A 14,885-nucleotide genomic window follows, 5' to 3' on the forward strand; every position below is an offset into this window, starting at 1 on the left:
GACAGCAAAATTTGGCTAACGCCATAAAAGAATTCGGCCGCGGGATTGTTCGTCCCACGGCCGGTCTTTCCGAATGACCAGATTTCGAGCTGATGCGGCTCAACGCCTTGCGATGATCTCGCGGCCTTCGATCTTCATCTTGATGCCGAGCTTGCCCGTCGTGCGGCGCACGAGGAAACGCGGACGGCGATTGGCGAAATAGGAATGGCGGCGACGCGGCTGGCTGTCCTGCGAGCGGACGCCGCCGAGATGCTCTTCCAGCGGGCGGGCAACGCCGTCGGCTTCGATCATCAGCATCGGAATGCGGAAGGCTTCCGACCAGGAGCGCCAGTCGGCGGCGATGTCGCTCAGGTCGTGGGCGACGAGAAGGGGGATGCAGAGATCCGGATCGGAGTGATGCAGTTCCAGCGTCACGGTCACTTCGCCGTCGCCATGGTCGATGGCGCGGGCGGCGACACCCTTGAAGGCACGTTTCGGCAAGGCGACGGACAGCGGCAGGCCGCTGGACGGCAGGATCTTGCGCAGCACCGCGCCGCGCTCGTCGATCGTAATGGTGACATCACCTACGGCACCTTGCATGGCGTAGCTGACCTGTTGCGGGAAACGCGCCGGATCAAGCCGCAGTGTGGTTCCAGCCCAATCGGGCTTCAGGACGGTATTTGTCATCGATTTTCTACCCTTGCTTTACCTGAGAGCCGGTTGTTCCGGTCTTCTCTCGGAGAACTTTTGTCCTCTCGTTGTTGGGCAGATTAGGCGCCGTCCCTTCCAGACAGCTTAAAAATCGAGGTTAAGAAAACTTTGCGTCCTCAAATGGTTAGCGAAATCGAATGCATCAGGGTTTCCATAAGATGAATACACGGCAGGGCGGTACGTCAATATAGTGCGCGCATAAGGCGAGCCGATGTAAGTCTCAGGTAAGGTTTGTATGAAATAATGGCAACTAGATTCGTCCCCTTTATTAGAGATCTATTGGGATTGTGCTGATGATTTCCACTTATCTTGGTTATACGATCGCAACCAGAGATATGGCGACCTCGCTCAACCAGGTGGCGTCACAGTCGCAAAACAAGCGTTTGATCGACTATTACAAGGCCAATATCGGCAAAGTAACCGACGTCGATGGCCTCCTGAATGACTATCAGCTATACAGTTACGCCATGGAAGCCTACGGGCTTTCGGACATGACCTATGCCAAGGCCTTTATGAAACAGGTCCTGACCAGCGACCTCAGCGACTCCAGCAGTTTCGCAAATAAGCTGACCGATCCGCGCTACAAGGAAATGGCCGCCGCGTTCAATTTCGGCACGGGCAGCACGAATACGGCACAGACCAGCGCGCAGGAAGACGATCTCATCGGCCTTTATCAGCAGTCGTTTACGAATGAGGAGACGTCCGCTGCGACCGAAACGAGCTACTACAGCCAGAATATCAGCTCCGTTAAGACCGTCGATGATCTCCTCGGCAATACCCGCCTGCGCAACTATGTCCTGCAGGCCTATGGCGTCGATCCGACCTATGCGTCGAACTCCATGCTGAAACAGATGCTGACGAGCGATCCCAGCGATCCCAACAGCTATGTCAATCAGAACGGCAGTGCCGCCGACAAGGCCCTGGTCGCGGAATTCAATTTCAATGCCGACGGCACGGTCAAGACATCGACGTCGGACAGCGATACGGCCTATTACGAGGCGAATATCGGCAAGATCACCTCCGTCGATCAGCTGACGTCCAATCCGCAGCTGTTCCAGTACGTCAAGACCGCATTCGATATCCCCGCCTACATCACGGCCGATCAGTTCAATGCTTCGGCCAAGGATGCGGGTACGGCGAGTTCGAACGGCTTGACCGATGTCATGGCCCAGTTCAATTTCCAGAGCGATGGAACGGTCGCCTCCGGCTCGCAGGCGCAGACGTCGGATCAGATCAGCGCCACGGCGACGGCCTATGCCGCGAACTATCCGGGAGGCCCGCAGACCCTCGGCCAGCAGGCCGATGTGATGAGCGCCTATAATTCCACCGTGCCCTCGTTCGTCACGAGCGTCGGTGCCGCCGACAACGATCTCTATTACAAGAACCACATCGGTTCGATCACCTCGGTCGACCAGCTGACCTCGGACACGCGCCTCTTCGATTATATCAAGAAGGCCTATAACATCGATCCGACGACACCTGCGATCGTCTTCAAGAACGCTTTCACCGATCCGTCGACCGCGGCCGTCTTCGGCCTGACGGATGTCGTCTCGCAGTTCAATTTCCAATCGGACGGCACGCTCGCCGCCGGCCAGACCGCGCAGTCGCAGGGCGAGATCGACACGGCCTCCAAGGCCTATATGAGCACCTACCAGTCATCGCAGTCGACCCTGACGACGGATGCCGTCAACAACTACAAGAACCGCATCGCCAACGTGAAGACTATCAAGGATTTCTTCGCGAGCAACACGAGCGACAGCGTTTCCTCCAACGATAACGCGCCGGAGCTCTACCAGATGGCGCTGCGGGCCTATGGGATCGGGGACAGCGAGGTTACCAAGTCCCAGCTGACGAAGATTCTCGAAAGCGATCCTTACGATCCGAAGAGCTATGTCAATTCGCTCAAGGATCCCCGTCTCACCGAACTTGCCAAGGCCTTTAATTTCGACGGCAAGGGCAATCTGAAGCCTCCGATCCAGTCTCTGTCGCCGACGCAGGTCAACAGCTATATCTCGCAATATTCCAGCCGTGCCACGACCGGGCTGACTGGCGCGGAGCTGACCAAGGCAACGAGCGACGCCAAGGATGCAGGCACCTATTTTGCGACCAATATCGTCAAGGTGACCAGCGTCACGGATCTTCTGGCCGATAGCAAGCTCACGAACTTCATCCTGAAGGCCAACGGCATCGATCCGAAGAGCGTCGATACGGCGACGTTGAAGAAGGCGTTTGCTTCGGATCCCTCCGATTCGAAGAGCTTCGTCAACACCGACGACGGCGCCAAGTTCAAGAGCATCGTCGACGCTTTCAATTTCGGCACGGATGGCAAGCTGACCGACACCAAGCTCGGCACGGCGCAAAACCAGGGCGCACTCGCTTCGACCAATGATCTCTTTCTGCATCAGACGCTGGAAGATCAGCAGGGCGATACCAATCCGGGCGTGCGCCTGGCGCTCTATTTTCAGCGCAAGGCGGCCGATATCAACTCCGTCTATGACATCATGGGCGATGCGGCGCTCTATGAGGTGATTACCACGAGCTACAATCTGCCGAGTTCGATTTCCAGCATGGATGTCGATACGCAGGCCAAGATGCTCAGCAAGTTCGTCGACGTGACCGACCTCCAGGATCCGGACAAGGTCAACAAGCTGCTGCAGCGATTCTCGGCGATGTATGACCTGAAGAACAATACGACCTCCTCGACATCGCCGGCGCTTTCGATTCTCTCGGGCTCTTCCTCGAGCATCGGCATCAGTGCCGACACGCTGCTTTCCATCGCGCAACTGTCCTCGCCGAGGTAACGCGTCAAGCAAAAAATTTAACGTGTGTTCCTGCCGCGCTTCAGCGCGTCGGGGATGTCGCCATGTGCTTGTTTCCACGGGGTGTTCGAGATTTTTTCGCCTTCTTTGAATGCGTGTGGAATGGCGGCTTTCCACAACGGCAGGAAGGAACTTATTAACCATCCTTGCCCTATTCGATTTGAGAAGCCAACGGCAATATCAATGACTGGGTTGCAGGTCTCATGCGTCTTTCCCGAACGACACTTTCCAATACGTCTCAAGGCGTCCAGCCGGAGGGCGATCTTGACCCGGAGCAGGCGGCCGAAGAGGCGCGCCGAGCCGAGCAGATCGCTGCTCGCCGCGCGTTCCTGGAAGAGAAGATTCGCAGCGCCCGCGAAGCCAAGCGCCAGGCTGAAGAACAGCGCCGCGCCGAGGAAAAGCGCCTTGCCGAAGAGGTGAGGCAGCGCACCGCCGCTGCGCCGCCGCCGGTCGTGGAAGCGCTGCAGGCCGCCGCTATCGTAAGCGAGCAGGAAATGCCCGTTCTGCCGCAGGGAATCTCCGCGGAAGATCTCGCATCGCCGGGCTGGCAGAACGCGTTCCTGATGGGGCCGAACGTACGGTTCACCCGCACGCGCGAAAACGAAATCATCAGCCGCCGTCCGCCCGCCGAGCCGAAGCCCGAGATTCGCCAGCAGGTCTCCGCGCACGCGATCATGCGGATGATGGAGGCGCCGGTCGTCGAGGCGCCCGCCGCGCCGGCTGCAACCCCGGCTGCAACCATTGTCGTTCCGCCCGCGCGGCGGGACGAGTTCTATCTGCCGCCGCTCGAGGACATGCCGCTGGTGGTGGGAAGCTACATGCCGACAGTAATTCAGAATTCTCCGGCAACCGCGCCGGACGCATTGGAGATGACCGTTATCGCTACCGCATTTTCGAAAGCTCCCGCGATCGCGCTGGACGCTTCACCAGTACAGTCAAGTGTTCCCGAGTCCCTAGCCGCGCCTGTGGTCGAGTCGCGTCTTGTCCATCTTTCCGATTTCGCCTTCTGGGATGCGATGCCGTTCGACGGCGAGTTCGTCTCGGCCCTCAGGGGTGAGCCGAAGCAGCCGGCAATGCCGCCCAAGCCGGAAGTCGATGCCGAATCGATCATTGCGAAGTTCCGCGTCGTCGAATGCCGCCGCCCGGTTGGTGCCAGCGAGCAGCCTTTTATCGCGTCGTCTCCGGCAGCCGAAATCGTAGCTCCCGTCGAAACCGCTTCCAGCCTTTCAGCGACGCATCTCAGCACGCCGGCCATGGACGAGCTTGCCGCGCTTGAGGCTGCCGTTCTGGCTCCTCTCGTCGAGGCGGCGCCCGTCGTTGTCGAAGCACCTGCTGCCGAGCCGCAGGCTGCGGTGGCGCCGACCAAAACATTCACGCCGCCTGCTTTCGTAACTGCGGTCTATGGGTCGGAAGCCGCTCCGGTTATCGAATCCCGTCCAGCGCCGATGATGGTCGTCGCGCCGATGCCGGCCAAGGTCGCAGCCCCTGCGCCGGCCGCGCCGGTTGCCAAGGCTACGCCGACGATTCCGGCGGTCGAAGCCGCAGCCCAGCGCCTGATCGATGCACCGCCGTCACGGGTTGTGCCACGCCGCCCCGCGTCGCTGACGCCGCCCGAGTGGCGGCCGATCGCTCCCAGCGTTGATGGCGAATACGAGCTGCCGCCGCGCGAACTGCTGCAGGAACCCGTCGCCCGTTCCGGCGTGATCATGACGCAGGAAACGCTGGAGCAGAATGCCGGCCTGCTGGAAAGCGTGCTCGAAGATTTCGGCGTCAAGGGCGAGATCATCCATGTCCGTCCCGGTCCGGTCGTCACGCTCTATGAATTCGAGCCGGCGCCTGGCGTCAAATCCTCGCGCGTCATCAATCTTGCAGACGATATCGCCCGTTCGATGTCGGCCCTGTCCGCTCGCGTCGCCGTCGTTCCCGGCCGCAACGTCATCGGCATCGAACTGCCGAACGTCAACCGCGAGACCGTCTATTTCCGCGAGATGATCGATTCGCCCGATTTCGAAAAGAGCGGCTATAAGCTTGCCCTCGGCCTCGGCAAGACGATCGGCGGCGAACCCGTCATCGCCGAGCTTGCGAAGATGCCGCATCTGCTTGTCGCCGGCACAACCGGTTCGGGCAAGTCTGTCGCCATCAACACCATGATCCTGTCGCTGCTCTACCGCATGACGCCTGAGCAGTGCCGCCTGATCATGGTCGATCCGAAGATGCTGGAACTTTCCGTCTATGACGGTATCCCGCATCTCCTGACCCCCGTCGTCACCGATCCCAAGAAGGCCGTTATGGCGTTGAAATGGGCGGTGCGCGAGATGGAGGATCGCTACAAGAAGATGTCGCGCCTCGGCGTGCGCAATATCGACGGCTACAACAGCCGCGTTGCCTCCGCCAAGGAAAAGGGCGAGACGATCCACGTCATGGTCCAGACCGGCTTCGACAAGGGCACCGGTGCCCCGATCGAAGAGCAGCAGGAAATGGACCTGACGCCGATGCCCTATATCGTCGTCATCGTCGATGAAATGGCCGACCTGATGATGGTCGCCGGCAAGGAGATCGAAGGCGCGATCCAGCGTCTGGCGCAGATGGCGCGTGCCGCCGGTATCCATTTGATCATGGCGACGCAGCGTCCCTCGGTCGACGTCATCACCGGCACGATCAAGGCGAACTTCCCGACGCGTATCTCCTTCCAGGTCACGTCGAAGATCGACAGCCGCACCATTCTCGGCGAGCAGGGCGCCGAACAGCTCCTCGGGCAGGGCGACATGCTGCACATGGCCGGCGGCGGCCGTATCTCCCGCGTTCACGGCCCCTTCGTCTCCGACGAGGAAGTCGAGAAGGTGGTCGCGCACCTGAAGCTGCAAGGCCGTCCGGAATATCTCGACACGGTCACGGCCGACGAGGACGAAGAAGACGAGGAAGAGGACACGGCCGTCTTCGATAAGGGCGCGATTGCCTCGGAAGACGGCGATGATCTCTACGAGCAGGCGATCAAGGTGGTCATGCGCGACAAGAAGTGCTCGACCTCCTACATCCAGCGTCGCCTTGGCATCGGCTACAACCGCGCCGCCTCGCTCGTCGAGCGCATGGAGAAGGACGGCCTGGTCGGTCCCGCCAACCATGTCGGCAAGCGCGAGATCATCACCGGCAACCGCAATGGCGGCGGCAATTCGGGCAATGAGGATTTTGAGTGATTGAGTAGGGGGTGGCTTCGATAATCGCGGAGAGTGCGCACCCCCCTCTGTCACTGTCGTGACATCTCCCTCACAAGGAGGGAGATCGTTGGGAGTTTGCCGCTCGTAGCTCACAAAATAGCGAGCTGCAATTTCAATGCGTTCGATCTTTGCTTAAGGCGAGGGGGTGCCTCAGGTTACCAATCTCCCCCCCTTGTGGGGGAGATGTCACGAAAGTGACAGAGGGGGGTATCAGAGGTTCAGCATACTCAGAGCTAGCTGGCCGGGCCCTGCCACCATCATCCACAAGCATGCCTGCCTGACCCATAACGGCGTCGATCTCGATATCAAACACGCTCGAGCTTGAGATGCGGCAGCGGCGGCAGCTCGATGCGGATGGCGTCGTCGGGTTGCACGCAACCACCCTGCGAGACGATGCCCATGATGCCGGCCTTGCGGACCAGACCGCCATCGGCATCTTTGTCCAGCACCGCGTGCAGCAGGCCCTTTTGAAAATCGTCGATCTGCTTGCAGGGGTTGCGCAGGCCCGTCACTTCGACAATCGCTTCCTCGCCCAGATGCAGGCGCGTGCCTTGAGGCAGGGAAAGCAGGTCGATCCCTCGGGTCACGATATTCTCGCCCATGTCGCCCGGCATGACGGAAAATCCCTTTTCCGTGAGCTCGTCGAACAGCTCTTCGTGGATGATATGCACCTGGCGCAGATTGGGCTGGGTCGGATCGACGGCGACGCGCGAGCGGTGTTTCACCGTCACTCCCATATGTGCGTCGCCTTCCACGCCAAGGCCTGTCAGCAGTTGAATGTGATCCTTGGTCTGCTTGCTGAACTCGTGCACACCGCTGCTGCTCACTGATGTCACATATATGCGCTTGTCGCCCATGCTGAACCCTTCCATGACAACCTAGATTCAGAGCGTGTCTCGCGGCCGTTAAGGCAGCCAACCAGCTCTCAGACCTTGAGGACCTTGCCGGGGTTCATGATCCCGGCCGGGTCGAAGGCCGTCTTGATCCGGCGCATCAGGTCGATCTCGATATCGGAGCGGATCGACGCCAGCTCGTCGCGCTTCAGCTGGCCGATGCCGTGCTCGGCCGAGATTGACCCGCCATGCCGCAGCACCAGCCCGTGCACGATCTCGTTCATCTCGCGCCAATGGCCGATGAACTCCGCCTTGTCGGCGCCGACGGGCTGCGAGATGTTGTAGTGGATATTGCCGTCGCCCATATGGCCGAAAGCGCAGACGCGCGCGCCCGGCATGGCGGCGACAACGGCTTTTTCGGCTTCCGCCATGAATTGCGGGATCTGCGCCACCGGCACGGAAACATCGTGCTTGATCGAGCCGCCTTCTGGCTTCTGCGCGTCCGACATGCTCTCGCGCATGTGCCAGATGGCCTTCTGTTGCGCCTCGGAGCTGGCGATGGCCGCGTCCTGGACCAGGCCGTCTTCGTAGCCCTGTTCGAGCAGCGTCGTCATCATCCGCTCGGCCGTTTCGGCCGAATCGGAAGTGGAAATGTCGATCAACACATACCAGGGATGCGCCGTCTCCAGCGGATCGCGCACGCCCGGAATATGGCGAGTGGTGAATTCGACGCCGATGCGCGGCATCAGCTCGAAGCCGGTCAGCGCCGTGCCGCACAGGCTGGAGGCATTCTTGAACAGCGTCAGCGCGTCATCGACCGATTGCAGGCCGGCAAAGGCGACTTGATGGCCGAGCGGCTGCGGGAAGAGCTTCAGCACCGCGCCGGTGATGACGCCGAGCGTGCCTTCGGCGCCGATGAAGAGGTCGCGCAGGTCGTAGCCGGTATTGTCCTTCTTCAGGCGGCGCAATCCGTTCCAGATCTCGCCCGTGGGCAATACGACTTCGAGGCCGAGGCAGAGCTGGCGCATATTGCCATAGGCAAGAACAGCCGTGCCGCCGGCATTGGTGGAAAGGTTGCCGGCGATGCGGCAGGAACCTTCGGAGCCGAGCGAAAGCGGAAACATGCGGCCATGCTCGGCCGCCGCCTTATGCACATCCGCCAGGATGCAGCCGCCGTCGACGATTATAGTGTTGCCGATCGGATCGATATCGCGGACGCGGTTCATGCGCTCCAGCGACAGGATGATGTCGGAGCCGCCCTCGCGCGGCGTCTGGCCGCCGACAAGACCGGTATTGCCGGTTTGCGGAACGATCGCTGCGCCGGTCTCGCTGGCAAGCTTGAGGATCGCGGAAACCTCTTCCACCGAGCCAGGCTTCAGCAGCATCGGCGAAGCGCCATGATAGAGACCCCGATTTTCCACCAGATGCGGCGCAATTTCCGCAGGGTCCCGCACGGCATGTTTTTCACCGACGATGGCGGCGAAGCGGTCGAGGAGGGCGGAAGAGGGGGCGGTGCTGCTCATGGTGTGTCCTTTGGCCGGATTTAGTCTCTGGGCGCGGCTGCGCGGCGCAGCCGGTCGTTGATGGCCTCGCCGAGGCCCTCGTCAGGAATATGCGAAAACGCGATGGTCGTAGCACCCGTGGCATCGGCGCGCTTCATGAAGTCGAAGAGGTTTGCGGCGGCCTCCGAAAGATCGCCGCTGGCGCTCAGATCCAGCACGGCGACAGCCTTTTCGATGCCTGCGATGTCGGGCGTCCCGAAGCGGATCAGCGCCTCGCTTGCGGAAACCTCCATCGCGTCGAGCCGCACGGCTGCCCCTGGTGCATAATGCGAGGCAAGCATGCCGGGCGCCTCGATGGCGGCTGAAGCCTTCTTCTTGCGCTTCAGCGCTTTGCCCGCCACTCGCTCGATCTCGCTGGCCGCGAGGCCACCGGGCCGCAAAAGACGCATCTCGCCGTCCTCGACCTTGACGATGGTCGACTCGACGCCGACGACCGAGGCGCCGGCATCGAGGATGAGTGTAATCCGCTCGCCTAGATCGTCATCGACATGATCGGCGCTTGTGGCGCTGATCTTGCCTGACGTATTGGCGCTCGGCGCGGCAAGCGGCCTGTCGAAGGCGCGGATCAGCTCGCCGGCAAAGCCCTGGGGCACGCGGATGCCGACTGTATCGAGCCCCGCAGTCGCCAGCGGATGGATGCCGCTATCAGGCTTGAGCGGCAGCACCAGCGTCAACGGGCCGGGCCAGAAGGCTTCCGCGAGCTTGCGCGAGATCGGGTCGAAGATGGCATAGCGCTCCGCCATGGCGAGATCGCTCATATGGCAGATCAGCGGATTGAAGCGTGGCCGTCCCTTCGTCTCGTAGATCCGGGTAATGGCTGTGGGATTGGTGGCATCGGCGGCAAGGCCGTAGACCGTCTCCGTCGGCAGCCCGATTGGCAGGCCCTCGGCAAGGGTTGCCGTCGCGACCTCTATCGCCGTTTGCGGATGTTCGAGAATATCTATGTGTCGCGCCATGGCCTGCCTGCTTGCAGTTCAGGCCGTTCTTATGCTCTTCGAGTTTTCGGATCAATCGTCAAAGCTGGCGAATGATGTCGCGAAGCTGCTCGTTGCGCGCGCCGAGCAGGAGAACGTTGCGGATGGCGATCTGCGGATCGTGGGTGTGGAACAGCACGCCGTTGCCGCGAATGTCGCGATTGATCGTCAGCTTCTTGTCTTCCGCTTGCCTGTCCGGATGGATGGCGACGGCGAAATACATCCGCGAATATTTGAGGCTGATGTCCTCGAAGAAGTTCTCTTCCTGGCCGATGCGGGCAAAGAAATTGGCGATATAGAAGGCCCAGTTCACTTCCTCATATCGCGCGAACTGAGTCCGCGCGGCCGTCACATGACAATAGCCGAGATGCGGCGTGTCCTTCAGCGTGTGATGAAAGATGAGTTTCGGAAAGCGGATGGACTTGTGGAAATTGTTGAGCCGGTCATGGGTCTTTTCGCCGGCGTCGCGGAGCTTCAGCGCCGTGCGCTCGGCCACCTGTTCATGGGTGAGGTATTCCCGCTCTTCCGCCAGCCAATGCGGCCTGTTGCGGTTGATGCGGCCGGTGCGCAGGAACTCGCTGTACCCCGTCGTCGATACCGCTGGCGCCGGTTCGGGCTCGGCGGGCTTCCCAGCGTCGAAATATCTGAGTTTGGCCATGCCGGACCTCGCTATAAACTCTTTAGGCGACATGATGGATCATGGAGCTTGAGCCGAGCTTAATCGCGCCGGACCGAAAGCTCCCGATGGCGGCTCTGCTGGCGCTTTCCGCCGCCCAATCATTACCCTGATTATCGGCCGTTCGCGGGCCTGTCGCAATCAGGATAAAGCGTCATCGGCGGAATGCGCATGCGATGCGCGGGCCTTCTCCCATGCAAGCACCTAAGAGATTGAATCACCTTTCTATATTGTCACGACATGCAACCGTCCCATCGTCCGGTTTCGCCTGTCGTCAATTTCGAAGCGGATGTCGCATTGCAGCACAGCGGCCGATCGGGCCGAGGGATATGATGACATCAATCTCAAGGTGCCGTCTGCTAGGGAGACGGAGAATTGGGAAGCCGGTCAAAATCCGGCGCTGCCCCCGCAACGGTGGTGGAGTAAGGCATGGCGAATTAAGCCACTGGGTCGATCGACCTGGGAAGGTGCCATGGGGCTCTGGAAACAGGGCCGCTCCAGAGCCCGGAAACCAGCCTTGGGCACATATGGTTTACTGATCGCGGCGGGCGGTCGGGACATTGCTTTCGGCTGTCTTCAACCAGCCATGCATGTCCTTCGCCCGTTTCCTGGTACTGCGAAGGATAGGCAAATGGATATCGGCAGCAAAGTTCTGCGGCAATTGAAGAACCACCGGACGGGTTTGAGTCTGGAGCAACCATTCTATACCGATCCGGATTACTTCAAGCTCGATATGGAGACGATCTACTATCGCGACTGGCTGTTCATCGGCCATGATTGCGAAGTGCCGCGCGCGGGCAATTATTTCACCGTCCAGATCGGCGATTATCCCGTCGTCATCGTTCGCGGTCGCGATCAGGTCATCCGCGCCTTCCACAACAGCTGTCGCCATCGCGGCTCGCGTGTCTGCTCGACCGAACGCGGCTCCTCGGCAAAGCTCGTCTGCCCCTATCACCAGTGGACCTACGAGCTTGACGGCTCGCTGCTCTTCGCCCGCCAGATGGCCGAGGATTTCGACAGGAGCCAGCATTCGCTGAAGCCGGTTCATTGCGAAAGCGTCGGCGGCTACATCTTCGTCTGCTTAGCGCAGAACGCTCAGGACTTCGCGCCGGTTCGCGCGTCGATCGAGCCTTACATGGCACCGCATCGCATCAGCGAAGCCAAGGTTGCCTTCCAGAGCACCATCATCGAAAAGGGCAATTGGAAGCTTGTCTGGGAAAACAACCGCGAGTGCTACCATTGCGCAGCCAATCACCCCGAACTTTGCCGCACCTTCCCGGAAGCGCCGACCGTCACAGGCGTGCAGGGCGCGATGAACGACCCCGTCATCACCGAGCACTGGCAGCGCTGCGAAGCTGCCGGCCTGCCGAGCGAATTCAAGATCTCGCCGGATGGCCAGTTCCGCGCCGCGCGCATGCCGCTGATCGAAGGGGCCGAGAGCTACACCATGTCCGGCCAGAACGCCGTCAGGCGGCCGCTTTCACCCGATGTGACGATCAACGGCATCGGCACCATGCTGCTGTTCCATTACCCGACGACGTGGAACCACATTCTCGGCGACCACGCGATTTCGTTCCGCGTCCTGCCGATCAGCGCCGAGGAAACCGCCGTCACCACCAAGTGGCTCGTCCACAAGGATGCCGTCGAGGGCGTCGACTATAATCTGGAAGAGCTGACCCACGTCTGGACCGAAACCAACGATCAGGATCGCCGTATCGTCGAGGAAAATGCCTTCGGCATCCGCTCGCCGGCCTATGAGCCCGGCCCCTATTCGGAGATCCATGAAGGCGGCGTCATGCAGTTCGTCGAATGGTACACGACGTTCATGATCAACCGGCTGCAGGGCGACCAGGCCAAGCTGTCGGCGGTTGCCTGAACATGAACATGGCCGTTCCCCTTTCGCATCGCCACCTCGACCAGATGCAGCCCTGGAGCGACAGGCAGCATCTGCTTGAATGCCTCTCGGCAACGCCCGAAGCGCCCGACGTGATGACCTTCACGTTCCGGTCCGACGAGGACAACTGGTTCCGCTATCTGCCGGGCCAGTTCGTGACGCTGGAGCTGCCAACGGCTCCGGAGCCGGTCATGCGCACCTATACGCTGTCGTCGACGCCGTCGCGGCCCTTCTCGGTCGCCGTGACGGTGAAGGCACAGAAGGACAGCATCGGCACGCGCTGGATGTTCGAGAACCTGAAGCCGGGCATGCGCGTCAAGGCTTTCGGCCCGCTTGGCGATTTCAGCCATATCCGTCATCCCGGCGAAAAATATCTCTTTGTCTCCGCCGGCTCCGGCATCACGCCGATGATGTCGATGACGCGCTACATGGCCGACACGGCGCCGCTGTCGGATATTACCTTCGTCAACTGCTCGCGTAGCCCGGCCGACATCATCTTCCGGTCCGAGCTCGAATATCTCGCCCGCTTCATGCCTAACCTCAATCTCGGCCTGATCGTCGAGGGTTGCGGCCGCACCGATCTCTGGTCGGGATTGAAGGGACGCATCGACAAGGCGAAGATCGGCCTGCTGGCGCCCGATTTCATGGATCGGACCATCTTCTGCTGCGGCCCGGAAGTCTTCATGGACGCCGTGCGCTCCATGCTGGAGGCGCATGGCTTCGACATGTCGCGCTACCACCAGGAAAGCTTCCAGCCGGCGAATGCGGCAACGCCGCTTGCGGAGGTTTCCGATGATGCGTCGGGCGAGGCTGCGACGACGATCCGTTTCACGATGGCCGGCAAGGACGTCGTCTGCGCGGCGGGTCAGACCGTGCTGCAGGCCGCGCGCGGCGCCGGTGTGCGCATCGGTGCGGCCTGCGAATCGGGGCTCTGCGGCACATGCCGGGTGCTGAAACTCTCGGGCGAAGTCGAGATGAGCCACAATGGCGGCATCCTCGATGACGAGATCGAAGAGGGGTATATCCTCGCCTGCTGTTCGCGTCCGAAGACGGATGTCCAGGTCGAGGCCTGAAGCATGGCGCGCAAAGCCGCGCAGCGGTTTTGCGGCAACGACATGCGCAAAGTCAAAATACTGAAGCGCGAAAAGCGAATCGGAAGGATCGCGGCGCGCTTCAGAAATCCTGATAGTTCAGTTCGTTGATCTCGACCGGTTTCGATTGCGGGGTTGATGCCGTAACGACGGGATCGACCATCAGCGAGACGAGCGTCTGCCGTGGCCCGTTGCACGTCGGCGCCTGTGCGATCATCAGGTCGGGCGCCGGCAGCGGCCTGGCCGGCAGGAGATCGCCCTGCGGCCAGATCCTGGCGAGCTGAACCTTCGTCATCGGCACGACATTGACGTCGATATCGGTCAACGTGCCCGGTACGCGATAGGGGCAGCTCTTCTCGGAGCAATTGTCCGAAGAAGCGAACTGCCAGATGGCATAGCTGTCCCAATTGCCGAGCGGAAAGGTGCCCTTCACGTCAGGCTTGTAACGCGCGTACCACAATGGCAGCCGCGATAGCAGCGGATAGTTGTCCCGGTGATCGGCGATGTATCGCGCCGTATTATGGTTGACGTAGAGAATGGGGTAGCGCCCGGTCCTGACCTTGATATGGGCCACGAAGATCTGGGCGTCCTCAAGCGACATGAATTGCGCCGTGTCTATGCCGTCTATGTCGAGTACCATCAGCTCGTCCGGCTGCGGATCGGCATAGTCGAGAAAATGATTGGCCTGATCGATCGGATTGCCAGGCCGTCCCAGGTGATAGGCGCCCCATAACAGGCCATTTGCCTTTGCCAGCATGCGGCGGGTCTGGAACAGCTCGCGGCTGACCGCATATTTGCGCCACATCGTCCGACAATGGGCCACCGTATCGCCGCCGTGGTCGCCGGTGCAGCTGAAGCTTTCGGGCAATCCGTCGGAGGCCTTGGAGATGAAACCGGCGATCCGTTTGTCCTGCAGAAATGCGTTCCAGTCGATGGTGTTCAGCTCGTAAGCATCGACGATGAGGGCGTTTTTCGGATCGCTCCAAGGCTGGCTTTCGCCGGCCGAAGGCTCGGAGACCGGCCCCATCAGGGTCAGGATCGTCAGCAAGCCGCAAATCAGGAGGTTACTCTGCCGGTATCCCTTCATGAAATAATAGTAAGGATTGCTGGTTAATCTTGGGTTAAGGATGA

10 protein-coding genes and 1 riboswitch are annotated in these 14,885 nt (G+C 60.7%); of the genes, 4 read left to right on the plus strand and 6 right to left on the minus strand.

Features of this window, described 5'->3' with window-relative positions; all coding sequences use genetic code 11:
• Nucleotides 1-99 precede the first annotated feature (99 nt).
• A complete protein-coding gene (locus CCGE531_RS04790) occupies nt 100-666 on the minus strand; it encodes a DUF6101 family protein (protein WP_120663155.1) in 567 nt (188 codons plus the stop codon).
• A gap of 317 nt (nt 667-983) precedes the next feature.
• Between CCGE531_RS04790 and CCGE531_RS04795 the strand changes: the two genes are divergently transcribed.
• Nucleotides 984-3,491: a DUF1217 domain-containing protein gene (locus CCGE531_RS04795; RefSeq protein ID WP_120663156.1), complete on the plus strand. Its 2,508-nt coding sequence runs from the start codon at nt 984-986 to the stop codon at nt 3,489-3,491.
• Nucleotides 3,492-3,712: 221 nt separating this feature from the next.
• Nucleotides 3,713-6,703, plus strand: a complete 2,991-nt coding sequence (locus CCGE531_RS04800) for a DNA translocase FtsK (protein ID WP_120663157.1) — start codon at nt 3,713-3,715, stop codon at nt 6,701-6,703.
• A 326-nt stretch (nt 6,704-7,029) separates the two neighbouring features.
• On the opposite strand, the gene CCGE531_RS04805 is transcribed toward CCGE531_RS04800, so the two are convergent.
• From CCGE531_RS04805 to CCGE531_RS04820, 4 genes are all read right to left on the minus strand, one after another.
• The gene (locus CCGE531_RS04805; protein WP_120663158.1) at nt 7,030-7,581 is read right to left on the minus strand and encodes an MOSC domain-containing protein; all 552 of its coding nucleotides are present in this window, start codon (nt 7,579-7,581) and stop codon (nt 7,030-7,032) included.
• Nucleotides 7,582-7,649: 68 nt separating this feature from the next.
• Nucleotides 7,650-9,080 carry an FAD-binding oxidoreductase gene (locus tag CCGE531_RS04810; protein ID WP_120663159.1) on the minus strand — a complete coding sequence of 477 codons (1,431 nt, stop codon included), beginning with the start codon at nt 9,078-9,080 and terminating at the stop codon, nt 7,650-7,652.
• 20 nt (nt 9,081-9,100) lie between these two features.
• Nucleotides 9,101-10,075 (minus strand): L-threonylcarbamoyladenylate synthase, encoded by a 975-nt coding sequence (locus tag CCGE531_RS04815; protein WP_120663160.1) that lies wholly within the window; start codon nt 10,073-10,075, stop codon nt 9,101-9,103.
• Between the two features lie 58 nt (nt 10,076-10,133).
• On the minus strand, nt 10,134-10,751 hold the full coding sequence (locus CCGE531_RS04820) for a DUF6656 family protein (protein WP_120663161.1): 618 nt from the start codon (nt 10,749-10,751) through the stop codon (nt 10,134-10,136).
• A gap of 348 nt (nt 10,752-11,099) precedes the next feature.
• Nucleotides 11,100-11,304, plus strand: a riboswitch (cobalamin riboswitch).
• Between the two features lie 96 nt (nt 11,305-11,400).
• On the opposite strand from CCGE531_RS04820, the gene CCGE531_RS04825 reads away from it, so the two are divergent.
• Nucleotides 11,401-12,645: an aromatic ring-hydroxylating dioxygenase subunit alpha gene (locus CCGE531_RS04825; protein ID WP_120663162.1), complete on the plus strand. Its 1,245-nt coding sequence runs from the start codon at nt 11,401-11,403 to the stop codon at nt 12,643-12,645.
• A 2-nt stretch (nt 12,646-12,647) separates the two neighbouring features.
• Nucleotides 12,648-13,736, plus strand: a complete 1,089-nt coding sequence (locus tag CCGE531_RS04830; RefSeq protein WP_120663163.1) for a hybrid-cluster NAD(P)-dependent oxidoreductase — start codon at nt 12,648-12,650, stop codon at nt 13,734-13,736.
• A gap of 100 nt (nt 13,737-13,836) precedes the next feature.
• Here CCGE531_RS04830 and CCGE531_RS04835 read toward each other — a convergent pair whose 3' ends face one another.
• Nucleotides 13,837-14,781 carry a GH25 family lysozyme gene (locus tag CCGE531_RS04835; protein WP_245459072.1) on the minus strand — a complete coding sequence of 315 codons (945 nt, stop codon included), beginning with the start codon at nt 14,779-14,781 and terminating at the stop codon, nt 13,837-13,839.
• Nucleotides 14,782-14,885 lie beyond the last annotated feature (104 nt).

It is taken from the genome of Rhizobium sp. CCGE531 (assembly GCF_003627795.1).
GTDB lineage: Bacteria > Pseudomonadota > Alphaproteobacteria > Rhizobiales > Rhizobiaceae > Rhizobium.

Coding starts and splice junctions, on each gene's coding strand:
- CCGE531_RS04790 (WP_120663155.1), bottom strand. CDS start 666: ATGACAAATACCGTCCTGAAGCCCGATTGGGCTGGAACCACACTGCGG.
- CCGE531_RS04795 (WP_120663156.1), top strand. CDS start 984: ATGATTTCCACTTATCTTGGTTATACGATCGCAACCAGAGATATGGCG.
- CCGE531_RS04800 (WP_120663157.1), top strand. CDS start 3,713: ATGCGTCTTTCCCGAACGACACTTTCCAATACGTCTCAAGGCGTCCAG.
- CCGE531_RS04805 (WP_120663158.1), bottom strand. CDS start 7,581: ATGGGCGACAAGCGCATATATGTGACATCAGTGAGCAGCAGCGGTGTG.
- CCGE531_RS04810 (WP_120663159.1), bottom strand. CDS start 9,080: ATGAGCAGCACCGCCCCCTCTTCCGCCCTCCTCGACCGCTTCGCCGCC.
- CCGE531_RS04815 (WP_120663160.1), bottom strand. CDS start 10,075: ATGGCGCGACACATAGATATTCTCGAACATCCGCAAACGGCGATAGAG.
- CCGE531_RS04820 (WP_120663161.1), bottom strand. CDS start 10,751: ATGGCCAAACTCAGATATTTCGACGCTGGGAAGCCCGCCGAGCCCGAA.
- CCGE531_RS04825 (WP_120663162.1), top strand. CDS start 11,401: ATGGATATCGGCAGCAAAGTTCTGCGGCAATTGAAGAACCACCGGACG.
- CCGE531_RS04830 (WP_120663163.1), top strand. CDS start 12,648: ATGAACATGGCCGTTCCCCTTTCGCATCGCCACCTCGACCAGATGCAG.
- CCGE531_RS04835 (WP_245459072.1), bottom strand. CDS start 14,781: ATGGGGCCGGTCTCCGAGCCTTCGGCCGGCGAAAGCCAGCCTTGGAGC.